At 64.8% G+C, this 22,757-nt stretch carries 22 protein-coding genes and 1 riboswitch; of the genes, 8 read left to right on the forward strand and 14 right to left on the reverse strand.

Translation table 11 applies throughout. The features are described from left to right. Positions 1-31: 31 nt before the first annotated feature. The 5 genes from ABZ677_RS21290 to ABZ677_RS21310 form a co-directional block, all read right to left on the reverse strand. Positions 32-1,048, reverse strand: coding sequence for a hypothetical protein (locus ABZ677_RS21290; RefSeq protein WP_358372955.1), 1,017 nt, complete (start codon positions 1,046-1,048; stop codon positions 32-34). Continuing rightward, positions 1,045-1,683 carry a hypothetical protein gene (locus ABZ677_RS21295; RefSeq protein ID WP_358372957.1) on the reverse strand — a complete coding sequence of 213 codons (639 nt, stop codon included), beginning with the start codon at positions 1,681-1,683 and terminating at the stop codon, positions 1,045-1,047. The genes ABZ677_RS21290 and ABZ677_RS21295 overlap by 4 nt, the downstream gene beginning before the upstream one ends. Positions 1,684-2,597: 914 nt before the next feature. Beyond that, on the reverse strand, positions 2,598-4,487 hold the full coding sequence (locus ABZ677_RS21300) for a galactan 5-O-arabinofuranosyltransferase (RefSeq protein WP_358372960.1): 1,890 nt from the start codon (positions 4,485-4,487) through the stop codon (positions 2,598-2,600). 37 nt (positions 4,488-4,524) lie between these two features. After that, positions 4,525-5,289: a decaprenylphospho-beta-D-erythro-pentofuranosid-2-ulose 2-reductase gene (locus tag ABZ677_RS21305; RefSeq protein WP_358372963.1), complete on the reverse strand. Its 765-nt coding sequence runs from the start codon at positions 5,287-5,289 to the stop codon at positions 4,525-4,527. Next, the gene (locus ABZ677_RS21310) at positions 5,286-6,737 is read right to left on the reverse strand and encodes an FAD-binding oxidoreductase (RefSeq protein ID WP_037187223.1); all 1,452 of its coding nucleotides are present in this window, start codon (positions 6,735-6,737) and stop codon (positions 5,286-5,288) included. Before ABZ677_RS21310 ends, ABZ677_RS21305 begins: the two co-directional genes overlap by 4 nt. Positions 6,738-6,853: 116 nt before the next feature. Between ABZ677_RS21310 and ABZ677_RS21315 the strand changes: the two genes are divergently transcribed. After that, positions 6,854-7,303, forward strand: a complete 450-nt coding sequence (locus ABZ677_RS21315; RefSeq protein ID WP_230596179.1) for a GtrA family protein — start codon at positions 6,854-6,856, stop codon at positions 7,301-7,303. A gap of 179 nt (positions 7,304-7,482) precedes the next feature. On the opposite strand, the gene rfbC is transcribed toward ABZ677_RS21315, so the two are convergent. Both rfbC and rfbA read right to left on the reverse strand, forming a co-directional pair. Continuing rightward, on the reverse strand, positions 7,483-8,067 hold the full coding sequence (rfbC, locus tag ABZ677_RS21320) for a dTDP-4-dehydrorhamnose 3,5-epimerase (RefSeq protein WP_037187225.1): 585 nt from the start codon (positions 8,065-8,067) through the stop codon (positions 7,483-7,485). Continuing rightward, positions 8,064-8,936: a glucose-1-phosphate thymidylyltransferase RfbA gene (gene rfbA / locus ABZ677_RS21325; protein ID WP_358372966.1), complete on the reverse strand. Its 873-nt coding sequence runs from the start codon at positions 8,934-8,936 to the stop codon at positions 8,064-8,066. Before rfbA ends, rfbC begins: the two co-directional genes overlap by 4 nt. Positions 8,937-9,066: 130 nt before the next feature. On the opposite strand from rfbA, the gene ABZ677_RS21330 reads away from it, so the two are divergent. Next, entirely contained in the window at positions 9,067-9,585 is a 519-nt protein-coding gene (locus tag ABZ677_RS21330) for a maleylpyruvate isomerase family mycothiol-dependent enzyme (RefSeq protein WP_358372968.1), read from the forward strand. Positions 9,586-9,601: 16 nt separating this feature from the next. Here ABZ677_RS21330 and ABZ677_RS21335 read toward each other — a convergent pair whose 3' ends face one another. Together ABZ677_RS21335 and ABZ677_RS21340 are read right to left on the reverse strand one after the other, a co-directional pair. Next, positions 9,602-10,153, reverse strand: coding sequence for a hypothetical protein (locus ABZ677_RS21335; RefSeq protein WP_358372971.1), 552 nt, complete (start codon positions 10,151-10,153; stop codon positions 9,602-9,604). Next, positions 10,150-10,926, reverse strand: coding sequence for a hypothetical protein (locus ABZ677_RS21340; RefSeq protein WP_358372974.1), 777 nt, complete (start codon positions 10,924-10,926; stop codon positions 10,150-10,152). Before ABZ677_RS21340 ends, ABZ677_RS21335 begins: the two co-directional genes overlap by 4 nt. Before the next feature lie 226 nt (positions 10,927-11,152). On the opposite strand from ABZ677_RS21340, the gene rfbB reads away from it, so the two are divergent. From rfbB to ABZ677_RS21365, 5 genes are all read left to right on the forward strand, one after another. Continuing rightward, positions 11,153-12,157, forward strand: a complete 1,005-nt coding sequence (rfbB, locus tag ABZ677_RS21345; RefSeq protein ID WP_037188736.1) for a dTDP-glucose 4,6-dehydratase — start codon at positions 11,153-11,155, stop codon at positions 12,155-12,157. Positions 12,158-12,191: 34 nt separating this feature from the next. Further along, a riboswitch (cobalamin riboswitch) is annotated at positions 12,192-12,330 on the forward strand. A gap of 99 nt (positions 12,331-12,429) precedes the next feature. Further along, positions 12,430-13,401, forward strand: a complete 972-nt coding sequence (locus ABZ677_RS21350; RefSeq protein WP_358373156.1) for an ABC transporter substrate-binding protein — start codon at positions 12,430-12,432, stop codon at positions 13,399-13,401. After that, positions 13,401-14,486, forward strand: a complete 1,086-nt coding sequence (locus ABZ677_RS21355) for an iron ABC transporter permease (RefSeq protein WP_358372977.1) — start codon at positions 13,401-13,403, stop codon at positions 14,484-14,486. The genes ABZ677_RS21350 and ABZ677_RS21355 overlap by 1 nt, the downstream gene beginning before the upstream one ends. Then, positions 14,483-15,250, forward strand: a complete 768-nt coding sequence (locus ABZ677_RS21360; RefSeq protein WP_358372980.1) for an ABC transporter ATP-binding protein — start codon at positions 14,483-14,485, stop codon at positions 15,248-15,250. Before ABZ677_RS21355 ends, ABZ677_RS21360 begins: the two co-directional genes overlap by 4 nt. Then, positions 15,247-15,939, forward strand: coding sequence for a (2Fe-2S)-binding protein (locus ABZ677_RS21365; RefSeq protein ID WP_358372983.1), 693 nt, complete (start codon positions 15,247-15,249; stop codon positions 15,937-15,939). The genes ABZ677_RS21360 and ABZ677_RS21365 overlap by 4 nt, the downstream gene beginning before the upstream one ends. Here the strand turns inward: ABZ677_RS21365 and ABZ677_RS21370 are convergent. The 5 genes from ABZ677_RS21370 to ABZ677_RS21390 are packed head-to-tail and all read right to left on the reverse strand — an operon-like array spanning position 15,936 to position 21,481. After that, positions 15,936-16,772, reverse strand: a complete 837-nt coding sequence (locus ABZ677_RS21370; RefSeq protein ID WP_358372986.1) for a glycosyltransferase family A protein — start codon at positions 16,770-16,772, stop codon at positions 15,936-15,938. The genes ABZ677_RS21365 and ABZ677_RS21370 overlap by 4 nt on opposite strands. After that, complete coding sequence (locus tag ABZ677_RS21375) at positions 16,769-17,236, reverse strand: GtrA family protein (protein ID WP_358372989.1); 468 nt, start codon at positions 17,234-17,236, stop codon at positions 16,769-16,771. Before ABZ677_RS21375 ends, ABZ677_RS21370 begins: the two co-directional genes overlap by 4 nt. Beyond that, positions 17,233-18,174: an NAD(P)-dependent oxidoreductase gene (locus ABZ677_RS21380; RefSeq protein WP_094634725.1), complete on the reverse strand. Its 942-nt coding sequence runs from the start codon at positions 18,172-18,174 to the stop codon at positions 17,233-17,235. Before ABZ677_RS21380 ends, ABZ677_RS21375 begins: the two co-directional genes overlap by 4 nt. Further along, complete coding sequence (locus tag ABZ677_RS21385; RefSeq protein ID WP_358373159.1) at positions 18,171-19,214, reverse strand: glycosyltransferase; 1,044 nt, start codon at positions 19,212-19,214, stop codon at positions 18,171-18,173. The genes ABZ677_RS21380 and ABZ677_RS21385 overlap by 4 nt, the downstream gene beginning before the upstream one ends. A gap of 14 nt (positions 19,215-19,228) precedes the next feature. Next, positions 19,229-21,481 carry a hypothetical protein gene (locus tag ABZ677_RS21390; protein ID WP_358372992.1) on the reverse strand — a complete coding sequence of 751 codons (2,253 nt, stop codon included), beginning with the start codon at positions 21,479-21,481 and terminating at the stop codon, positions 19,229-19,231. A gap of 210 nt (positions 21,482-21,691) precedes the next feature. Here ABZ677_RS21390 and ABZ677_RS21395 point away from each other — a divergent pair, with 210 nt between their 5' ends. After that, complete coding sequence (locus ABZ677_RS21395) at positions 21,692-22,675, forward strand: DUF418 domain-containing protein (RefSeq protein ID WP_358372994.1); 984 nt, start codon at positions 21,692-21,694, stop codon at positions 22,673-22,675. The last annotated feature ends 82 nt before the right edge of the window (positions 22,676-22,757 follow it).

Below are 22,757 nucleotides of genomic sequence, written 5' to 3' on the forward strand. Positions count from 1 at the left end.
TGACTCTGTATATCGGAGTCGGTCGTACTGCTCAGCGGGGTCTCGGATTCAGTGGAGGTGTGCCCACCACGTCTTGACCTGGATGCAGAGCGTCTTGTAGTTGCGCCAATGTCGCATCGGTCAAACTGCCCGCTCCCAGACCTATTGCGCATGCCCAGTCGAATTCGTCCGTGGACCACGCTCGGATCGGAGTCGGGTAGTGAGCGGTCCAATTGACGGGGAGCAGCCAGTCTTCGCAGGAGCGCGTGCGGCGCCACAGGCGGCCAATACCCTTCTCGAAATCGGCTTCGAAGCTGTCCGGGTGTTCGGGGTCTCGTCGCACCTCGGTCGGGGTGAAGTCGACCAGGACGGTTGCCTGCAGACGTTGTGGGCTGACGTTGTCGTGGAACCATTGCATGGTGCTTTTCGATCGTTCGATCGAGCGCGCCTGATCTTCGGCGAACACGTTTCGGGCCATTCTGACCGGGCCGGTCCACGAAAACGTCGAGTCCGGTACTTCGTTCGACACAACACACTGGACGTACTCCCCACTGCCCTCCTCGCACTGCTGCCTCAGCACGGCCCCGGTCTCGGTGTCGATCGTCAGCACCATCGGCAGGCCCCTGCTGCCGGTCTTCAATTCCACTGTCCAGCAGCGTCGTCCGATGAACTCGATCTTTTCGATGGGGCGTGTGGGTCGGGTAAGGCCCGGCCGCGCCCAGTGTTCGACTGGGCGGGACACGATGAGATCCCGGCCAGGGTCATGTATCCGTGTGTTGAGTTCGTTTGTTTCGATCGGATCGTCATGACCAGCCTGAAAGACCCAACACTTCTGGCCGTCGGCAATGAACAGCGGTTTCCCATCGAGGGACTCCATGCGCGTCTTTCGACCGAAACGGAACAGACGGACCTCGCCGAGTCCGAAACCCACGTACGACGGAACGATGCCGTAGTGCGCGTCGTAGACGACTCGCGGACCGATGTCGGCGTGAATTGCGTGGGCGATGCCCGTGACCGGCCGCTGCGGACCATCGACGATCTTCAGCAACACCTCGACCCAATGCGTCATACGTACAACACTCCGCCAATGGCGTGCGACCGATCAGGGTAGGCGCGAGTGTCTGCCTGCTCCATCAATTCTGTCGGGGCATAACGAGTTATGTCGTCGAGGCGCTGTCCCTGTTCGTCGTACAGATTGAGTCGAGCCACCAAAGTAAGCCGCTCGTAGTCATCGTGCGTGAAACTGATGTGCAATCGACCGCGCGGCCAGTCCCCGATGAACTCGGCTCGCACGTCGTGCATTCGGTTCGAGAACTGGCGACCGTCGAGTCGACGAATGCAGTAGCGAACATACGACGCATGATCCGGCGGCTCCGGGGCGACGGGCCTGCAGTACCCCGTGATGTCCAGATCGTCTATCGCTGTTTCGAGTTCGCGCTCTGCTGTGTCTATCGACAGTCGAATAAGCTGGCGGCCCGGCCTGCCTCTGTCTGCAGATCTGACAAGAAGCCACAGCCGGTCACCGTGTGCGGTGCCCTCGTAGACTTGGACGCCGGTCAGTGCGATCTCACGTACGGGCGTCGACGAGCCGTCACGGAATGCCTTCACGAGAAGAACGCCGCTGCGTCTGTCCGTTGTGCCCCAGTGCCATCGGATGCCGTCTCCGAGCGCGCGCTTACGGCGGTGCTGCTCGTTGTATGTCACGTCGGCGTACTCACTCGTGTGCCAGACGCCGTCAGCTCTCGACCGTGGGTAGTCATCGAGTTCGATACGAGATGTCTCTGCGTTCAGTGGTAGGTGAATCCACGACGTGGATTGTCGAAGAACGTATCCTGCCGGAGTTGGGGTGTCCCGATAGGTGCGCGACCATGGGGCGTGCTCGACCCCGAGGTGGACCGATTCTTCGTCGAAATCGGCTGCCAAGACAACCCCGTCGATGGCTATCGGAGACATGCCTCCGCCCGGGTGGGCGAGGAGGAAAGGAGGTCCAGGTCGAGGGCGTAGGAGCGGAGGCGCGTCCGCGGTACGTGCGACGTCGTCACGAATCCGGGTGGGTCGAAAACACCATGCTCCCGACGGTCCTGCCGTCAGCAGCTGTGTGCCTTCGAGATACTCGGCGTGACGTACCCCTTCCGCAGTGACGCAGGCCAGAACCTCCGTCCCGCGGTATTGAAGCCAAACACGGTCCTCATAAGAGGCAACGGTCAGTGCGGGTGACGGTGAGGGTATCTCGGGCCAGGAGACAATCCGGTCGATCTGCCCGTATCTCGGTTCGAGAAGTACTGCAACAGGCTGGGTTTCATCGATCGCCCACAGTCGGCCGCCAGCGAAACGAATGTACCGTGGGCGCAAGAGTCTACGCTCGGACGACGGGGCGCTCATGCGCCTTTCTGCAGTGTCATGACCGTGACACTACCTCACCACGTTCGACACGTAGTCGATTCATGAGCGGGGAAGCGTGATGGTGGATGCCCCGCAGGCGCGGTGCGCGGCGATCGTCGCCGACGCTGTCGAGGGGGTCGTTCGTCATCGGAACCTGGCCGGATACCAGCTGGCGCAACAGTTCTTGCACCTCGGCGGACTGTTTCCAAGCATGCGGGTAGGTGCCACCCAATTCGCTAAGCGGTACGCACCACCAGTGCGAAGGGTCCGATGTCGGTGACGGTGAAGCGTGGATCCTCGAACAGTGCCTCGGGGAAAGTGACGGTGTAGCGGCGCACGTTCGGGTCGTTCGGGTAGACGTCCTCGGCCAGGCGCAGGGTGTAGCCGTCTGCACCGCGGCGGAACAGGAACGCATCCGGCGCGCGCCACTGGCTGTTGTCGAGCGCGTCCACCAACTGATCGGGAGTCTCGAGCTCGGTCCACTGCTCGATGGCGTCGGCTCGCTGATCGAACTGCGCCAGTGGGTTGGCGTAGTGCGAGGTCAGTCCTTGGAAGCCGAAGTACGGGTAGTAGCTGAGGAACGACGTATCCGCCGTCAGCACGACGGTTTCGTCGCGCGGACGCTGGGTCTGCTCGGTGAGTGCGTCGTCGACCTCGCGGTAGTACGACACCGCGCTCGGCGGACGCATGTCGGCGCGGTTGCCGTCGCCGTCGGTATCGGAGTACGCGACGGTGATCTCGGTCTGCAGTACCTGGGGGATGTTCTGCGCGTAGGTCATGGCACCGATGGCCGCTACGACGACAGCGGCGATACGGAACTTCGGTGGCTCGTTGATGGCCTGGTAGATCGCATGGCTACCTTCGAGAAAGCCGAAAACGCCTGCGCTGCCGAGTAATACGATCAGCACCGCTTCGAGGCGGAACGAGAGCAGGGTGGTGCCCGCCGCCGTGGCGGCCATGGACAGCAGCGTCCACAGATAGATGGAGACGACGCCGACGCCCAGTGCTTGCGCCCGGCGCGAGGACGAGAACCGCACCGCCACCCACACGGTGCCGATGAGACAGAGCACGCCCATCAGGGAGAACTCGAACATCGGGAAGGGAAGTGTCGCACCGGCTTCCGGTAGATAGTGCAACGCTGTGCCCGACGTGGACGGCGCGCCGCGCAAGAACTCGATCAGGTACGGCAGCCACACGGTCGCGGCGATGAGGCCCGAGATCGCGGCGATCGCGGCGACCTTGATCGCGATGGGAACCAGTACGTTCCAGGACTTCCGCTCGCGATAGGCGAGGACGGCGGCGAACAACGCCATGAGTACGACGGTGAAGGCAGCCAGACCGAGATACAGGGTGTAGAACGTCGCGGCCAAGCCGAGGAAGAGTCCGGTGCCGACCACCGCTCCCCACCCGCCCGATGCGGAGCGGTACAGCCCGCCCCAGGCGAGGACCAGTGCGGGAGCGAACAGCATCACGATCACGGCGCTGTATGCCTCGGGGGAGGCGTGGGCGACGACGAGTGCGGTGGTGACGGCGCTGACGGCGACAGCCCAGTCGGCTCGGATCAACGCCTTCCACAGTACGAACGACACGACGGCGGTAACGGCGAGCAGCCCGATTGCGTAGGGCTTGAACACTTCCCAGCCGTCCATGCCCAGCAGGTTGCCGACGCGTCCGCCGAGCCAGAACCAGCCTGCGGGGTAGAACGGCGGAATGTCGGCGTACGTCATGTCGCGCAACGACGCCGAATCGGTCAGGCGAGTCAGGTATTCCGTGCGGAACTCCTGGTCGACGGAGATGCCGAACAGGTAGAGCTTGGTTGCGGCCAACGGCATCCCGAGAGTGACGGTGACGAATCCGCTCAGCCCGATCCACGCCGCGAGCCGGGCGATCCACGGCCACTTCCGAATCCGGTACAGGTAGACCGACGCCGCGAACAGTGCTGCCGCAACCACCTGACCGAGCGTCGTGATGGCGCGGGTGACGTTGGACGAGTTGAACGCAGGCCACTGAACCAGTGAGAAGGCGTACAACCCGACCGTCGCCACGACGACTGCAACGAGCACACCGAGAACGATTTCCCCGACGGCAGAGGCGGTCCTGCGAGCCGGTGCAACCTGCTGTGTCATGAGCCCCGTTGTCACGAATGCAGAAGTGTCATCGAGATCAGATGGGCAGCTTGCGGAAGATGGGCCGCGGTACGTGCCGCAGGACCATCATCACCAGACGCCAGGGAGCGGGAGTCCAGATGAGCGGAGTGCCCTTGCGTGACGCGTTCACCGCGAGCTTCGCGATGACCTCCTTGTCGACCGTCATCGGGGCTTCCTTGACGTGCGCGCTGAACTTGGTGCGCACCATGCCCGGGCGAACGACGGTGACCCGAGGTCCGAACTCGCGCAGCGCTTCTCCGAGTCCGAGGTAGAACCCGTCGAGTCCGGCCTTGGTGGAGCCGTAGACGAAGTTGGAGCGACGTACCCGCTCGCCCGCCACCGAGGACATGACGATGATGCGGCCGTAGGCCTGCGCCTTCATCTTCTCGCCCAGCAGCACGCCGACCGACACGGACGCGGTGTAGTTGATGTTCGCGGCGAGGACGGCCTTGCGCTGGTCCTGCCAGAGCTGCTCGGCGTCGAAGTCGACGGCGAAGGCGACGATGGCGACATCGACGTCGCTCTTGGCCCAGGCCGCGTCGATGACCTTCGGGTGCGACGCGGTGTCGAGTGCGTCGAAGTCGATGACGTCGACGGACTTCGCGCCCTTGGCGTTCAGCTGGGCGACGGCGCTCTCGCGCAGCGGGTCGTTCGGCAGCGCGGCGAGGATGACACGTGCCGGGGACTTCGACAGGTACTCCTCGGTGATCGCGAGACCGATCTCGCTGGTGCCACCCAGAACGAGAATCGTCTGGGGGTTACCTACGGCGTCTATCGTCACAGCAGTTCCAGCCTTCTAGCCATATCGGAGGCGAAAACGCCTGTGGGGTCAACAGATCGACGGACCTTGATCCACTCGTCGATCCGCGGGTACATCGAGTGGAAGGTCTCGGCATCGGTGCGCGAGTCCTTCGCGGTGTAGAGACGGCCACCGAATTCGAGCACGCGCTTGTCGAGTTCACGGACGAACTCGTTCAGGCCCGGCTTGATCGGGAAGTCGACGCAGATGTTCCAACCCGGAATCGGAAAGCTCAGTGGCGCTTTGTTTCCGGGCCCGAACAGCTTGAACACGTTGAGGAACGAGTAGTGCCCGGACTTCTGGATGTCGACGATGATCTTCTTGAACTCGTCGACGGCCTCCGGCGGCACGACGAACTGGTACTGCAGGAATCCCTTGGAGCCGTAGGCACGGTTCCACTCACCGAACATGTCCAGCGGGTGATAGAACGCCGTCAGGCTCTGGACCTTGTTCCGGTAGTTGCCGGCCTTGCGATACCAGACCTCGCCGACGGCGGAGAATGTGTACTTGTTCGCGAGACCGTTCGGGAAGACGTCCGGGAACGTCACCAACGGCTTGGCGTTGAACCGCAGCGGGTCCTTCTGGAGTTTGGCCGGCAACTGGTCCAACGTCGCGAGCGATCCGCGGGAGAGGGCCGCGCGGCCGAGCTTGGGCGGCGGAGCAACCGCGTCGAACCACGCGCTCGAGTAGTCGTAGTTGTTCTCGCTGCCATCGCTGTGCAGGGCGATGGTCTCGTCGAGGGTCGTTGTGACGTCGCCGTCGGCGATGAAATAGGCCGTCTCCGTCGGCGTCATCTCGATCGTCGCGCGCAGGATGATGCCGGTCAGGCCGTTGCCGCCGACCGTCGCCCAGAAGAGCTTGGCGTTCTTGCCCGACGGCGTCAGGTGGCGGACCTGGCCGTCCGCGGTGAGCAGTTCCATCGAGCGGACGTGGTTGCCGAAGCTACCTGCGCTGTGATGGTTCTTACCGTGGATGTCCGTTCCGATGGCACCGCCGATGGTGACCTGGCGCGTGCCCGGCAACACCGGTACCCACAGGCCGAACGGCAGCGCGGCACGCATCAGCTGGTCGAGGTTGACGCCACCGTCGACGTCGACGATCCGCGTCGATGCGTCGATGCTGTGAATGCCGTTCAAGGCGTTCATGTCGATGACGAGGCCGCCGGAGTTCTGCGCGTTGTCACCGTAGGAGCGGCCGAGGCCGCGGGCGATGACGCCGCGTCGGAGGTGGGCCGGCTTGGAGTCGTTCTGCTCGGCGACCTGCTTGACCGCGTTCGCGATGAGCTCGGGGTCGGAGGTCGAGAGCACCTCTCCAGTGGAGGGCGCAGTGCGGCCCCAACCGGTGAGTGTGCGGGTCTGCGTGGGTAGCGGCGCAGTGTTCCCGGCCTGTGGTTCCAGGGGGAAGAGTGCGTCGTCGGCTGTCGTGGACATCGCTCAAGAGGGTACCCGCACCGCAGCAGCGGCTAGTGTCAGTCCTCGTGTCCACCCCCGACCGCTCCGCAGAAGAAGGCTCCACGGGCGACGACTGGTCGCCCGAGGACGACGAGTTGCAGCATCACGTCCCGCTCCCCGTCGAGCTGCCGCTGACCGAGAACATCGCCGACGCGGCCCTCGATCTCAAGACGCAGGTGCTGCGCTTCTTGGCGACGGGTGTGCTGTCGGCCATCGTCGACCAGGGCGTCAACCTGATCCTGCATTTCGTGTTCGGCGTGGGGGTGACCCTGGCCAAGGCCATCGGCTTCGTCCTCGGAACCACGACGGCCTACCTGATCAATCGTCGATGGACGTTCAACGCGGCCCCGTCACGGGCGCGGTTCTTTGCCGTGGTCGCGCTGTACGGAGTTACCTTCGCCGTCCAGGTGGGCATCTACACCTGGCTCTACCAGGCCCTTCCCGACGGCTTCTGGTACGCGAACGTGGCCTTCGTCATCGCGCAGGGCACGGCGACGGTCATCAACTTCCTCGTTCAGCGGTTCGTGATCTTCAAGATTCGCTGAGCCTCCGAGTCGCCGCCGGGCGTTCGCAGGCGCGGGTTCGCCCCCCCCGTGAGGTCCGCAAACGCGCGCGCACTTGTTAGACGCGCGCATTCTCGTCAGCGGTCACGGGCGATTCTGCGCGCGCCTGACTAACGCGCGCGCGTTTGCCCGGATCTGGCGTCGCCGCCTCGTCCCGCCGCTCACGAGAAGTTCGGCAGGTCTCCGCGTTCGAGGGCTTCGGCGAGGGTGGGTGCGGCTGTGTCCTTGTCGGAGAGCTCGTAGGTCAGGGGTGTGCCGTCGCGTGCGGTGGTGGGCCAGTCGATGCCCAGGGCGGGGTCGAGGGGGTTGATGTCGCGGTCCAAGGCCGGGGTGTACTCGAGGCTGCACAGGTACATGACGGTCGAGTTGTCCTCCAGGGACAAGATGGCGTGGCCGAGTCCTTCGGACAGGAAGACTGCTTTGCGGTCGATGTCGTCGATCAGCACGCTGTCCCATTGCCCGAACGTCGGTGATCCGACGCGCAGGTCGACGATGACGTCGAGGAAGGCTCCGCGGGCGCAGGTGACGTACTTCGCCTGCCCGGGCGGGTTGGTGGTGAAGTGAATCCCGCGCAGGACCCCGGCTGCGGAGACCGAGCAGTTCGCCTGCAGCAGCTCCAACGACCGCCCGGTCGTGGCCTCGAACGCCGACGCTTTGAACCACTCGAAGAACACTCCGCGGTCGTCACCGAACTGGCGGGGCGTGTACTCGTAGGCACCGGCAATGGTCAGTTCACGAAAGGTCATCGGTTCCCTCGGTCGATCAGATCCAGCAGGTAGCGGCCGTACCCGGACTTGACGAGTGTCTCGGCGCGCACGCGCAGTTCGTCGTCGGTGATGAATCCTCGTCGCCAGGCCACTTCTTCGGGGGACCCGATTTTCAGGCCTTGGCGTTGTTCGATGGTGCGCACGTAGTTGGAGGCGTCGAGGAGGGAGTCGAAGGTGCCGGTGTCGAGCCAGGCAGTACCGCGAGGCAGGACCTCGACCTGCAGGCGGCCGGCCTCCAAGTAGTGGCGGTTGACGTCGGTGATTTCGTACTCCCCGCGCGCGGAGGGCTGCAGGTCGCGGGCGATGGCGATGACGTCGTTGTCGTAGAAGTACAGGCCGGGGACGGCGTAGTTCGATCTCGGGGCGGCGGGCTTTTCTTCGAGGGAGATGGCTGTGCGGTTGTCGTCGAATTCGATGACGCCGTAGGCGGTGGGGTCGGAGACCTCGTAGGCGAAGACGGCTCCGCCGTCGATGTGATCGAAGCGCGAGAGTTGGGTGCCCAGGCCGGGGCCGTAGAAGATGTTGTCGCCCAACACCAGAGCGGCGGAGTCGGTGCCGATGTGCTCGGCGCCGAGGACGAAGGCTTGGGCGAGGCCGTTGGGCTCGTGTTGGACCTTGTAGGTCAGTTCGATGCCGAACTGGGAGCCGTCGCCGAGGAGGCGGGTGAACTGGTCGGCGTCCTGGGGGGTGGTGATGATGAGGATCTCGCGGATCCCGGCCAGGATCAGTGTCGAGAGCGGGTAGTAGATCATCGGTTTGTCGTAGACAGGGACCAGCTGCTTGCTGACGCCCATCGTGATCGGATGAAGACGCGAGCCCGTGCCGCCCGCCAGAATGATTCCCCGCATGAACCCGCAGTCTTCCAGACCCCCCGGTCGACCGCGCGGTTGTGCCTGCCCCGTTTCCGCTGCGTGAGCTCCGAGGTGCACCTACGCTCGCCGCATACCCAGCCCTCCGAGAGAACCGAGGACAACGATCGTGACGAGCCGCACCCAGATCGAAACCGGTATCAGCCAGGTCACCGCTCTGCTCTCCACAGTGACCGAAGTCGAACGCGCATCGGCCACGCCCTGCACCGAGTGGACCGTCGCCGAGCTGACGGACCACCTGGTGAACACCGCGGCCAACTTGGTGACCATGGCTCGAGGTGGCGAGATCGATTGGGCGGCGTCGCCCGAACCGTCGTCGGATCCGATTCCGCTGTGGACGGAGCGGACTCGCGAACTGCTGGCCGAGATCGATGCAGGTTCATCGTTGCCGCTCGGCATGGTCGCTGCGGAACTCTCGGTGCACGCGTGGGATCTCGCGACCGCACTCGGTCGCGGCACGGACGACCTCGACCAGACGGTGGCGGAGGAGGGGATGGTGTTCATGTCGGCCAACATGACCGACGAACGGCGGGGCGGTGCCTTCGATCCTGAGCAACCGGCACCCGACAGCGCAAACGCGTACGAGCGTTTGGCGGCTTTCGCCGGGCGCACTGTCCGAGGCTCCTGACAGTTCCAGCGGTCGATCACTCCCACTGAATTCGGTAAGGCGAAGTGCCGGTCTCGGCGATCGGAGTCGGCCATTCGCTCGGCCACACGATCTCCGCGGCATCGTCGAGTAACTCTCGGACGTCGTCGACGACGGGATTCGGCGCGGGATAGTCGATCCCGTGGGGCCGTCCGTAATCGGCCGCCCCGTCGAATTCGTCCACGTGGCCGACCGCGGCACGATCCGAGCTGCCACGATCGATGCCCGGTAGTGGCAGCGCGCTTGTGTGAGCGTTCAGCAGGTCATAGTTTCGCTGATCCTGATCGGCATACAGCCATGCCGCCCTGTTGAGTTCTGCACCCATTTCCCCGCAGTTGGCGGACAGGTGAACCTGCCGAGTGCGTGTCATCTCCTGAAAGCGTGCGAGATACGGCTGGAGTCGCTGCAGAATCTGCCCAATCACGTTCTCGCTCAGGCCTGCATGATCGAGCAGGTAACGATGACTGGCCAGAGTGTCGCCGCCGATGCGATCGAGAAGATTTCCGAAGCCGGCTATTTCCGAGGATCTGGCGATCAGCGGTTCGGTCATTGCGTCTCGGTCCTTCTCAGTGACGAGACGAGGCCGTCGACGTCCTCATCGGAGAGTGCGTTCTCGACATCACGGTCGGCGAGCACGACGAAGACCGCGACCTCTGCCGTGGCGAAACCGGTAGTGGTGACAACGTCGAATGTGGCGCGGGGAGGAGGGCAGTACGGCGAATCCGGTATGTCTTCCACCAGGGCTGTGTAGCGGACAGCCGGGACTCCGTCGACCTGTAGATACTCGGGGTCGCTGATCTGAACAGTGGGTGCCAGTGACCCGTCTTGGTTGGTGAAGATCATCGACGCTTTCTGCGCTTCTCGATAGGCGAGGACCGTCAAGTCTCCGGCACGTCGACCGGTCATTCCGCTGATCGCCGAAGACTCGAACTCACCCCCCTCGCAATCGAATCGACCGTGGAGGCCCATTGCCCCGTACGTTGCGGTCGATCCGTCCTCGCCGACCCACTCCGAGAATCCGTCATTCCAGTTTTCCCAGTCCGCCGGTATTTCGTAGGTCCAGCCGAATTTGGTGGCGATGGGCTGCGGCTGGCCGTCGGGCACCTCGATTTTCGGTGGCGGCCGGTTCATGGACGGAAACCCCGGCGGCAGGGGTGGTGGGGGCGTGGTCGAGCCCGTGGGTTCCGGCGACACCGGAGGAAGGGCCTGTACCCCCTCGTACGGTTCCGGCACAGGCGGCGCAAAGTGCGGGATTGCCCACATCATCCCGAACAGCACCGCTACTGATGCCGCGAGACGCAGCAGTATGTATCGAAGACGCATCGTCACTCCCCCCGAAGTCGAACAGAAGCTAGCACGCGCGCCCGACAAGATGGGTCGACCTCCGGACGCGGTGCAACTACTGCTCCACTCGAAGGTCTCACCGCCGGGATCCCCACAGCTGGGGCGTCGAGTGGAGCATTCCGTGCAGCGCAGCACCCCCGCTGGGATGGCCAGTGGACCCGACAAGAACGGCCCGCACGAGCCTCCGCCGGTAAAGTGCCTGTTCATGAGAATTCTCGTCACGGGTGGGGCCGGGTTCATCGGCGCGAACTTCGTACATCAGACCCTCGCGCAGCGCCCCGACTCCCAGGTCACCGTGCTCGACAAACTCACCTACGCCGGCAACAAGGCCTCCCTCGACCCGGTGGCGGATCGCATCGAGTTCGTGCACGGCGACATCGCCGACGCCGACCTCGTCGACCGCCTCGTGCGCGAGACGGACCTGGTCGTCCACTTCGCCGCCGAATCCCACAACGACAACTCGTTGACCGACCCGTGGCCGTTCGTGCACACCAACGTCATCGGCACCACCACCTTGCTCAACGCGGTCCGCGAACACGACGTTCGCTACCACCACATCTCCACCGACGAGGTCTACGGCGACCTCGAACTCGACGACCCGGCACGGTTCACCGAATCGACCCCGTACAACCCGTCGAGCCCGTACTCCTCCACCAAGGCCTCGAGCGACCTGCTGGTGCGCGCCTGGACCCGATCGTTCGGGGTCCGTTCCACCATCTCCAACTGCTCGAACAACTACGGCCCGTACCAACACGTGGAGAAGTTCATCCCGCGTCAGATCACCAACATCCTCAGTGGCTCCCGGCCCAAGCTCTACGGGGCAGGGCAGAACGTGCGCGATTGGATCCACGTCGACGACCACAACAGTGCCGTCTGGGCCATCATCGACGGTGGCCGCATCGGCGAGACCTACCTCATCGGAGCCGACGGCGAAGCGAACAACCGCACCGTCCTCGAAGCGATCCTCGAAGAGACCGGCAACGCACCCGACGCCTTCGATTTCGTCACCGACCGGCCCGGCCACGACCTCCGCTACGCCATCGACTCGACCAAACTGCGTACCGAATTGGGTTGGACACCAACGTATGTCGACTTCCGCGCCGGACTGAAGGCAACCGTCGACTGGTACCGCGAGAACGAGCAGTGGTGGCGACCGCAGAAAGACGCCACCGAGGCGGTCTACGCGGCGAAGGAGTCCGTCCTGCCGTAACCGACGCGGAGGCACGGTCACGCGGGATCGGCACTGTGGTGCATACTGCGTGGCGAACACAAGCAAGCCAGTCGCAATGGGGGAAGCCGGTCGAAATCCGGCGCTGACCCGCAACGGTGGGCCACTGATACAGGTGGCGAGCCCGATTACCCAGCGACCGGTGTGCGACACACCTATTCGTCGTGGTCTACGAATCGGCAGTCCTGCGCGTGGCCGCTTCGTGCTGCGCACCCGACTCTCATTTCGTGGCTCTGAGCTCCAGTGAGGTCCTCATGTCACGCTCCGCCCGCATCGCCGTTCTCGCCGCGGCCGTCCTTCTCGCGGGGTGCTCCCGCGGTGACTCCCCGACCGAGGCTGCGCAGACAGCGTCGTTCGATCAGCCCGTGGAGGTTACCAACTGCGAAACCCTCCAGCGCTTCGAATCCCCGCCTCAGCGCATCGTGTCGATGAACGACCACGTCACAGAGGTCCTCATCGAGATGGGCGTGGCGGATCGGATCGTCGGAATGGGGTATCGCAATGCCGTTCCGACGCCGGAGACCGCCGAAAAGTTCGCGTCGATAGAGGGACTCGCCGACGAGTATCCGACCAAGGAGCAAATTCTCGATCTCGAGCCGGATCTCGTCGTGGGCGGCATGCGCAGCGCGTTCGACGACAAGGAGGGGCGCTCGCGCGCGTCGTTCGCAGAGCTCGACATCCCGACGTTCCTGTTCTCCGAGTACTGCGGCGCAGGTCTTGCCGATATCGGCATGTTGGAGACGGACTACGCGCAACTGGGCGACATTCTGGGCGTGGCCGACGCTGCGCGGGACGTCACCGACGGCGTGGTCAGCGGGCTTGCCGAGATCGACGACGCGCTGGCAGGCGTCGCCCCCACACCCACGTTCTTCTACGATTCGGGCGAGAACGAGCCCACGACGATCGGGAGTGTGGGCGTCGGGCAACTGATCGCCGATCACGCCGGGGCCGAGAACATCTTTCCCGAGGGGGACCGGCCGTACTTGGGTACGACGTGGGAACTCGTCGGCGAACGGGCCCCCGAGGCCATCGTGGTCCTCGATTACGGCGATACGTCCGCGGAGGACAAGATCGACTTCTTGAAGAGTCAGCCGATCATGGCGACGACGCCGGCAGTGCAGCAGGACAATTTTGTGGTCGTTCCGCTCGACGACTTCTTCCAGAGTCCGCGGCTCATCGGAAGCGCCGAGACGATCGCGCGCTCGCTGCATCCCGATCGCTTCTGATGAGCGCAGTGCTGGACAGGCCCGTCGCGGCCCCGGTTCGGAGCACGCGATCGTCGCGCACCGGCTACTCCGTGATCCTGCTCCTCTCGTCGGCAGCGTTGCTCGCATCCATTGCGGCGGCCGTCTCGTTCGGGTCGGTGCGCATACCCATCGGCGACGTGTGGGCCATAGTCGCGCACCGTCTCGCGCCAGGCGTGTTCGAGTCGTGGTGGACCGAGGCGCGTGCCGCGATCGTCGTCGATTCGCGGCTCCCGCGGTCGTTGACCGCCGCGGTGGTCGGTGCGTCCCTCGCACTCGCCGGCGGTGTGGCGCAGGCGGTCACGCGAAACCCGCTCGCCGATCCATACCTGCTCGGCGTGTCCTCGGGTGCCGGTTTCGGAGTCGTGATGGTGATGACGCTCGGTATCGGCGCGGGTGCACTCGGCGCGTTCACCGTGCCTGCGGCTGCGTTCGTCGGTGCGTTGATCCCGCTGTTCCTGGCGCTCGCGATCGGCGGTCGCTACCCACAGTCGACGGCGATCGTCCTCGTCGGTGTCGCAGTGGGCAGCGTGTTCACCGCTCTCATCACCTTGACGCTGCTCGTGTTCGCGGACGAACGAAGCCTGAGCGGTGTAATGCATTGGCTTGCAGGTGGTTTCGGTGACGCCCGCTGGTCGACGCTCGTGTTCCCCGTGTTGGCGTTGGTCTGCGTAGGAATACTCGTGATGATGAGCGCGCCCAGGATGGACCTGCTCAAAACAGGTGACGACGGCGCGGCCGCGCTGGGTATGAACGTACGTCGGTTCCGGATGATGCAACTGCTGGCCATCTCCCTGCTGGCGGGTGCAGCGGTATCGGTCAGTGGCGGAATCGGATTCGTCGGTCTACTGGTGCCGCACCTCGCCGGATACGTCGTCGGCACCCGCGCCGTCAGGCTGCTGCCCGTGGCGGCGTTGTTCGGTGCGATAGCCCTCGTCGGTGCCGACACGCTCGCACGATCGATCACACAGAGCACCGAGGTCCCGGTAGGAGTGATCACCGCGCTCGTCGGCGCACCGATCTTCGTGTTCATGCTGTATCGCCGCTACGCACGGGAGATCCGATGAGACTGTCCGTGCGGGAATTGTCCACGCGACTCGGGTCGCGAGAGGTGCTGCACGGGGTGAACTTCGACGTTGCTCCCGGCGAGGTGCTGGGTCTCGTCGGGCCGAACGGGTCCGGGAAGACGACGGCACTGCGGTGTTGTTATCGAGCTCTGACTCCCTCTGCCGGAACGGTTCTCGTCGATGGCGTCGATGCGCACACCATGAAGCGATCGGAGCTGTCGCGGACGATGGGCGTCGGGACCCAGGAGCCGCAGGCATCGGTCGGTCTGACCGTCCGTGAATCCGTAGCGCTCGGCCGCGTGCCGCACCGCGGCTGGTTCGACCGCCCCACCTCGTCCGACGACGACATCGTCACCGCGTGTATGGACCGCGTCGACCTGCTCGCCTTGGACGGCCGCGACGTCGGTGCACTGTCCGGCGGTGAGAGGCAGCGGGTGTCCATTGCGCGCGCCCTGGCGCAGCAACCGCAGACCCTCTTGCTCGACGAGCCGACCAACCACCTCGACCTACGGCAGCAACTGATCGTGATGAACGCGATTCGCGACCTCGCCGCGGACGGGCTGGCCGTCGTCGTGACCGTCCACGATCTGCGGCTGGCGGTGGAGTACTGCCACAGTCTCGCCGTGCTCGACGGCGGGGCCGTGGTGGCGTCGGGACCGACCACCGATGTTCTCGACGATCGGTTGCTTGCCGACGTGTTCGGCATTCGCGCGACCGTCCGAACAGGACCGCCCCCCACCATCGACATTCACGGGCTGGCATGAACGCCTACGCACTTGCGGCAGAACGAGTCCCGGGTCTGCAGCAGTACATCGACGGGCCGTTCGATCTCTGTGCGACGGTGATGCTCGACGACGACTGGCTGCGGGCGCGGGTCGACGATACCGGCCGCCGGTGGCAGTGCACCGACGCGCGGATCAATGGAACGCTGTGGTGGTATTCGGCCAGCTCGACGATCGCGTTCCTTGCCATCGCCACCGCGATGGTCACGGGTGAGGCAGCAGATCCACGGCTGGACGGCTCGCGCTGCTTCCTGCGTTCGGACGGATATCTGGGTGGAACGGTGTCGGACAGCGTTCTCGAGGTCGCGGCATTGCCCGCGGCAGTGAACGAGACGTTCACCGGCATCGTCGACGCGTTGTCGGCGGCCTCGGGGGTACGCAGGCAAGCGTTGTGGGCGATCGCCTCGGATTCGATCGCCAACCGAAGCTTGGATGTCGGTGCTGCGCTGGGTGATCGGTCACTCGGCAGCGACTTCGCAGAATGGCTGACCGGGGAGATGGCCGCGACACTTCCCGCGCCGCGTTTCGTCGACGTCGGTGGACGGCGGTTCACACGGCGTAGCTCGTGCTGCCTCCTCTACGAGACGAGCGGGGCGGACAAGTGCACCAGCTGTCCGCGTCGATCACCGTCGGACAGGCTGCGGGGCCTCGAGGCCGCCGCGCGATACTAGCTGCTGCGCGACATCCGGTGCCGCAGCAGCAGGTACACCGCACGACGCATGAACGACGTCATCAGGGCCTTGGCGTTGCCGATGCGAACGTCGCTGTCGGACAACAACGTCGGGTCACTTGCCTGCAGTGAGCGATGGAAGTCCGCGGCCTGACGTGCCTGCTGTGTCGCCAGTTCCACGCTCCACTGTCCCGAGTTGATGCGGAACGAGGCCAGGGGCTGCGGGATTGCCACGATGTCGCCGCGTAGTGCGACCGCGATGAAGGTGGCCTGGTCGATCAGGTAGGGATGGCTGTTGTCCCACAGTCCGATCTCGCGGAGTTCCGACAGCTTCATCATGACGCCGCCGGGTTCGCCGAAGATGTTGGCACCGGCCCGAACTGCGGTTCGAGCGGCGACTCGACCCGACACCGTTCCGTGCAGTCCACCGAGCCCGCGGGCGGCGATGACCGTCTTGCCGTAGGCGTCGATCAGCGTCCGCTGCGAGGCGACCAGAACGGCGGACGGGCTGTCGTCGAAAGCCTGCACCTGGGTGGCCAAGGCGGTGGGCGCGATGGTGTCGTCACCACAGACGAGCTTGATCAGCTCGCCGGTGGCTTCCTCGGTGACGCGGTTCCAGTTGGCTTGCGCCCCGCCGCCGGCCGGGGTGGTCAGGAGGCGGATCCGTGGGTCGTCGAACTTCTGCGCGACGGCGAGGGTTCCGTCGGTCGACGAATGATCGGCGATGACCAGTTCGAAGTCCGTGAACGTCTGGGCGAGAATCGAATCGATGGTCTCGGCCAGGTACTCGGCGTTGTTGTATGCCGGGACGACTACGGAAACACGGGGGATCATGATGTGGGGGCCTGGCTCTTTCTGCGGAACGAGAAGTCGCGGTAGCCGAAGAAGCTGACGACTGCCATCACGGCTGTGACGACCAATTGTGAAGGGATGGGCGGGAAGTGGAAGACGGACACGGCGATCGTCATCAGGGAGATGTTGGCGACGAACGCGCCGAAGTTCACGACGAAGAACCGCAGCAGATCGCGTAGGAGGTGACCCCGCACGCGGAACACCAGGTAGCGGTACATCGCAAACGCGCACAGCACGTTGCAGAGATAGCCGAGCACGATCGCGGCGTGGTATCCGTACTGCTCGCCGATCAGCAACTGCCACAGGATGAACCACGCGGTACCCAATGCGGTGTTGACGCCGCCGACGAGCAGGAACGCGATCTTCTGATTCTTGACGATGCGCATCAGCGGCCCGGGCGCGCCGTTCATGCCGGCCGGGGGAGCGGGAGTCTGTGGTTCGGTCATCGACCGACCCCCAATGCTTGACGCGTCGCGAACAGGGTCGACGCGATGCCGGCGGGCAATGTTCGGTGCGTTCGGCGATCGATCTGTGGCCAGACCGTCGACCGCAGCCGTAGATCGCGACCCTGGAACACTGCGAGTGGGGACGCCGCCAGCACCACGTTCGGTCGACGGCGGAACACCGTCCGGCACGCTCCGAGTATCGAGCCGATGGTGACGGCCTCACCGGAGGCGAAGATCTTGATCGTCGGCGAGAGTCGTTGCGTGGCCGACATGGCGAGGGTGTCGGCAACCATCTCGGCCGCGTCGGACACGTAGAGGTAGTCGCGCAACGTGTCCATCGGGACGTAGATGGAGACGGGGGAGGCCATGAGGTATCCCCGGCACAGGTGCGAGATGAGGCCCTGCGGTTTCGCGAGGTTCTGACCCGGCCCGTAGAGGTTCGCGAACCGGCCGATGGCCACGTTGATGCCGGTGCGTGCACCGAACTCGGTCGCGATGGCCTCGGACTGCAGCTTGGCGAAGCCGTAGTCGCCCAACGGAACCGGGTTCGTTCCCTCGTGATGTGGGGCTCCCGTCGCGCCGGCGTAGACGCCTCCGGCGGACGAGGCGAGGAACACGGTTCCGGTGCCCGCGCGGTCGGCGGCGACAGCCTCGATGCGTGCCAGGACGGTGCGGATCAGGCCGTTCTCTTCGGCGAATTGTGCTGCGCTGGTTCCGTTCACGCCCGCTCCCGCGGCCCAGATCACGTTCCAGGTACCGTCGGTGAAGGAGTCGAAGAAGTCCGAACAGCGCTGCAGCAGAGCCTGTTCGGCGGACGCTGTATCCGACCACGGGATGGTGCTGGTGTGCACCCGATGCCCACGACGAGCGGCCTCGCGGGTCACTGCAGCGCCGAGCAGTCCGCCGCTGCCGACGATCCACGTGTGCGTTGCGGTCACAACGGCGGCGTTTTTTCGGGCGATTCGGTCGATACGGCAGGCGCAGTGCGTCCGAGCGGGCCGTTTCCGGGATCGGTGACGATCAGGTACGGCGGCTTGCCCATGGCCGTCTTGACGTTCACGCCCACGTACTCGGCCACCACACCGAGGGAGAACAGTGTTGCCCCGAAGCCGAACAACAGGATCACCATCGTCGATGCCCAGCCTCGCACCTCGGCACCCGAATCGAAGACGAAGTACGACACCAGTACGTACGCCACCAGAATCAGACCGAGTACCGCGAAGGCGATGCCGATGAAGCTGACCAGCCGCAGGCCCTTGGTGCCGCTCGAGAGCACCATCCGCCAGAAGTGCGAGAGCAAGGTGCGCAGTCGGTAGCCCGATCGACGGTCCACCTCTTCGCGCAACGCCACCGGGCTGGTCGTGACATCGCCTGCGATCCACCCGAGTGCGATGTCCAGGTAGGCCTCGGAACCGGCGTAGGCGGCGACGGAGCGACCGACTTCACCGAGCACCAGACGGAAGCTCTGGTAGTCGACGGTGTTGTCTCCGGCCAGAGCCTTGGCGATCAGCCACTTCGAGCCCTTGGAGGCTGCGTTGCGCCACAATCCGTGGGGAGCGACATTGGTGGGCTTGGCGTAGACGACGGTGGACTGCTGGTCGAGGGCGGTATCGAGCATGCCGCCGATGGCCGCCGGGTCGTGCTGGCCGTCCTCGTCCATCGTGACGATCCACTCGCCGCCGCTCGATGCCATACCGGCGAGGGTGGCCGGGTGCTGGCCGAAGTTGCGGCTCAGCCATACACCGCGCACGAACGTGTGCGCTGCGGTGAGCTGCCTGATCACTGCAGCGGAGTTGTCGGGGCCGTGATCGAACACGAGCAGAACTTCTTCGACGACCATCGGACGCCCAAGGGGAGTGTGCACCACCTGGGTCAACGGGATGATCTCGTCCATCAACGCGCTGAGCGTCCGTTCGCCCTGATAGACCGGAACCACGATGGAGATGCGGTGCGGATCAGCAGCAGCGTCGTCGGACATCACGAGGTCTGACCTTATCTGCTGGACGTCGTACTGCCGAACTCCGGAGAATTCGAGCTTCTGCGTCGTCGCACATCGAGCACCACGAGCCCGACCAGGACGATCACTCCGCCCGCCATCGCGGCCAGTCCGAGTCGTTCGCCGGGCGGCCGGAAGGTGATCTGCAGGTCCGCGTTCTCGGTACCGGGTGGAAGGTCGACGTACAGGAAGATGTCGGCCAGTCCCTTCGTCTGCAGCTCTTCACCGTTCAGCGTCGCGGTGTAGCCGGGCCACGCCAGACGTGAGAACACGACGCTGCCGCCGTTGGGTGCGCTGACGTCGACGTGCTCCGAGTCCGCGTCGGACGATCGGGGTTCGGCCGTGGCGTTCACGGTCGCGACGACGCGTCCCGACGACGCGGGAATCAACCCGTCGACGCGTTCGAGGACGTAGATCTGGCGAGCGGACTCGGGCGTGGGAGCGGTCACCCACATCCAGCCTGCGGGTGCGGGCCGGGAGTTCGCGAGCGGATACTGGTTCTTCTGCAGCACGATTCGATCGAGTTGCATCAGATCGGCGTACGTCTTGCCGGTGTACGGCTCGATCTCGAAGACTCGCTGGAAGGCGTCCGTGCAGGTCGATCCCTCGTGCTCGAAGCACAGCAGGTTGGCGAAGTCGAGATAGCCGACGGGAGTGTAGGCGTTGACGTAGTCCAGGCCCATGATCTTGGCGGAGTTGCCGTATACCTGGGAGTGCCAGGGCAGCCGGGGGTCGTCGGGTCCGTCGGCCTGGGTTTCGGTGAGGGCACGGCTGCCGAGTTGCAGGGTCGCGCCCTGCCACTGCGGGAACTCGGCCTTGGCCTCGGACTGGGACGCGGGCAGCCACCACTTGTCGAAGGGTGGTTCGTAGGTTGCCACCTGGTACATCGCGACCGGTGCGATCGTCACGAGCAGCAGTGCCGCCGTGGCCCGGGTGGAGAACCGGTGGGCCAGTAGCAGCGCGAGTGCGCCGACGAGCAGGATCACCAGCGCCGCGAGGATGTGGCGACCGAAGAACTCCGGGCCCGACGAACCAGCGCGCAGCAGCAGTACCAGCGTCAGCAGGCCGGCCGCGAGCAGCCGTGGCCGCAGCTTGTCCAGAGTTCCGTACCGGCTGATCAGAGTGACCACGAGAATCAGTGCGACGAGGGCGACGAACGGCAGAATGCGGGCGGGCCAGCGGATCGGCCCGATGTCGCTGGGACCTGCGGTGAAGATCAGGGCGAACGCCAGCATGATCAGCGGGGCAGCCAGCTCGCGCAGAGCCGCGGGCACCCGACGCCAGGCGATGAACGCCAGCGCGGGGACGACGAACCAGGCGATGTAGGTGACCGGAGATTCGGTGGTCTCGCCCGCCCAGGATTCGATGCTCGTCACGGCGGTCGGGATGCTCGCGGTGAGCGATTCCGACCACGGTGCCGTCAGGAAGTTGTCGTTGAACGTGCCTTCGTCGCCGCTACGCCAGGTGACCGCGGACGTGAGCACTCCGGGCAGGAAGGTGACGGCTCCGCAGGCCGCGGCAGCGATACCTACCGCGCACACCTTCAGTGCCGGACGCCACAGCCGCTGGAACAGTCGTTCGCCGATGGCGACGGATCCGATCATCACTCCGGCCATCACCGCGGCGTGGACGTATCCCACGCTGATGGCGAGGTAGAGGAACACGAACGGGATGATCGGGCCGCTGCGTCCGCGGGCGTAGGACACCGAGCTCGCCCACGCGTTCATGATCCATGCGGTGCCCATCAGTGCGGTCACCCACGAGGTGTTCTCGAAGAACAGCGTGAAGCCGACGAACGGTGCGCTGGCACCGGCGACCGCAGCCCAGTTGGCCCGCGCGCCGTAGGCGAGAGCGACGCGAAAGACGCCCCAGGCCAACAGGATCGAGAAGCCCAGTTTGACGACCGTGGCCAGCAGCACCAGGTTGTCGATCGACGGCGAGATGTAGTTGATCGCCATTTGCACCGGGTTCCACAGGCCGCCCTGGCCCTCGACCGGGTAGTTTCCCGCCATCCACTGATCGAGCACCAGCGAGGGGAATTGCCCGTCGCGCATGATGCGTCCGAGCTGGAGCCAGTTGGGTACGGCACCCGATTCGGTGTCGTCGATGTAGAAGAACCGGGGATCGACGCTGAGAACCAGGAGATAACCGAGGACGACGACTGCAGCGACCGCTGCTCCCCACACGAGGCGCTCTTTCCTGCTGTCGGGCAGGGCGGCGCGCACGATCGGGGTATCCGTGGGGGTCAAGGGTCAACTCCGTGAGTTCGGGCAAAGACACTCGACTGTATCTCTCGAGGTGGCCGGGAACCGAAACCGTGGCGTGCGGACGAGCGGTGTAGTCGCCGGTCGACAAGGTTTCCATCGGTCGCGAGAGTCATTGTCGATCATTCGCTCGGATGATCGAGACCATCCGCTGGGCCGATGTGGATCGACCGCCGAGACCGAAGACTGTTCATCATGACTCGATACCACTTCATGGACTCGCTTCGCGGGTTCGCTCTGTTCGGGATTTTGCTGGTCAACGTCCTGGACATCACCGAGATCTCCGCCGAAACAACAGGCGGGGGCTTACTCGACTACACGGTGCAATCCCGGTTCGTTCCGATCTTCACCCTGTTGTTCGGGGTGTCGATGTATCTGATCGCCGACGGTGCCCGTCGACGCGGTGTGGGTGCGTGGCAGCCGCTGATGTTCCGAATGCTCGGACTGGGACTGATCGGGGTGGTGCACTCGCTGGCGTACGGAGGTGACATTCTCCGCGCGTATGCGATCGTCGGACTGATTGTGATGCCGTTGGTCGTGTGGGCACCGGCCCTCGTCAACGTGGTCGTGGGCTGTGCCTTGACCGTCGCGAGCTTCGGTTTCTTCGGTGGTGGGTTCGACTCGTTGCCGGGTTTGCTGCTCGTGGGGGCGGGCGCCGCGCAGCTGGGAGTGCCGGCGATGATGGAGAAGTCCGTGGTGCCGGGATTGGTGCTGACCTGCGTGGCGGGCGTGGCCGCGATACCGCTGATGATGTCCTACATCTCTGCGGGCGCCGGTGATCCGCGCTTCTCTCTTCCCGGTGCTCGAGCCGGTCTGGCCATGGCGCTGGCATACATCGGCATCCTCGCGCTCGCGTGGCAGTGGGCCCCGATCCGCGCTGGGCTGCGAGCCGTGTTCGATCCACTCGGCAAGATGTCCCTGACGAACTACGTATCCGCGTCGTTCGTCGTACTGGCCGCTGCCTGGGGGTTCGGATTGTTCGAGGCCGAGTCGGTGTACCCCGCGCTCGGCATCGCACTCGTCGTGATCACCGTGCAGTCCGTGCTGAGCCGTATCTGGTTGTCGCACTTCCGCTATGGACCGCTCGAATGGGTCCTTCGGGCTTTGACCTGGCGAAATCGGCCACCCTTCCGTCGCCGTCCGACTCGGACGACAGAAGTCGGCGCGGCGTGCGTCTGACGGATCGGTCGGGGGCTGTGCAACCATGGTCAGTGGTCTTCTTGTCGACACGGCCGCACATGTTCTTCGCTCGAACTGTCAT

It is taken from the genome of Rhodococcus sp. NPDC006774 (assembly GCF_040636045.1).
In the GTDB taxonomy this organism is placed as follows: domain Bacteria; phylum Actinomycetota; class Actinomycetes; order Mycobacteriales; family Mycobacteriaceae; genus Rhodococcoides.

Bases quoted from the DNA above. Each gene is read 5' to 3' on its own strand.
- ABZ677_RS21355 (WP_358372977.1), top strand. From the start codon at position 13,401: ATGAGCGCAGTGCTGGACAGGCCCGTCGCGGCCCCGGTTCGGAGCACG.
- rfbA (WP_358372966.1), bottom strand. From the start codon at position 8,936: ATGCGGGGAATCATTCTGGCGGGCGGCACGGGCTCGCGTCTTCATCCG.
- ABZ677_RS21385 (WP_358373159.1), bottom strand. From the start codon at position 19,214: ATGTCCGACGACGCTGCTGCTGATCCGCACCGCATCTCCATCGTGGTT.
- ABZ677_RS21300 (WP_358372960.1), bottom strand. From the start codon at position 4,487: ATGACACAGCAGGTTGCACCGGCTCGCAGGACCGCCTCTGCCGTCGGG.
- ABZ677_RS21340 (WP_358372974.1), bottom strand. From the start codon at position 10,926: ATGCGTCTTCGATACATACTGCTGCGTCTCGCGGCATCAGTAGCGGTG.
- ABZ677_RS21395 (WP_358372994.1), top strand. From the start codon at position 21,692: ATGACTCGATACCACTTCATGGACTCGCTTCGCGGGTTCGCTCTGTTC.
- ABZ677_RS21370 (WP_358372986.1), bottom strand. From the start codon at position 16,772: ATGATCCCCCGTGTTTCCGTAGTCGTCCCGGCATACAACAACGCCGAG.
- ABZ677_RS21290 (WP_358372955.1), bottom strand. From the start codon at position 1,048: ATGACGCATTGGGTCGAGGTGTTGCTGAAGATCGTCGATGGTCCGCAG.
- rfbB (WP_037188736.1), top strand. From the start codon at position 11,153: ATGAGAATTCTCGTCACGGGTGGGGCCGGGTTCATCGGCGCGAACTTC.
- ABZ677_RS21365 (WP_358372983.1), top strand. From the start codon at position 15,247: ATGAACGCCTACGCACTTGCGGCAGAACGAGTCCCGGGTCTGCAGCAG.
- ABZ677_RS21350 (WP_358373156.1), top strand. From the start codon at position 12,430: ATGTCACGCTCCGCCCGCATCGCCGTTCTCGCCGCGGCCGTCCTTCTC.
- ABZ677_RS21375 (WP_358372989.1), bottom strand. From the start codon at position 17,236: ATGACCGAACCACAGACTCCCGCTCCCCCGGCCGGCATGAACGGCGCG.
- rfbC (WP_037187225.1), bottom strand. From the start codon at position 8,067: ATGACCTTTCGTGAACTGACCATTGCCGGTGCCTACGAGTACACGCCC.
- ABZ677_RS21360 (WP_358372980.1), top strand. From the start codon at position 14,483: ATGAGACTGTCCGTGCGGGAATTGTCCACGCGACTCGGGTCGCGAGAG.
- ABZ677_RS21335 (WP_358372971.1), bottom strand. From the start codon at position 10,153: ATGACCGAACCGCTGATCGCCAGATCCTCGGAAATAGCCGGCTTCGGA.
- ABZ677_RS21310 (WP_037187223.1), bottom strand. From the start codon at position 6,737: ATGTCCACGACAGCCGACGACGCACTCTTCCCCCTGGAACCACAGGCC.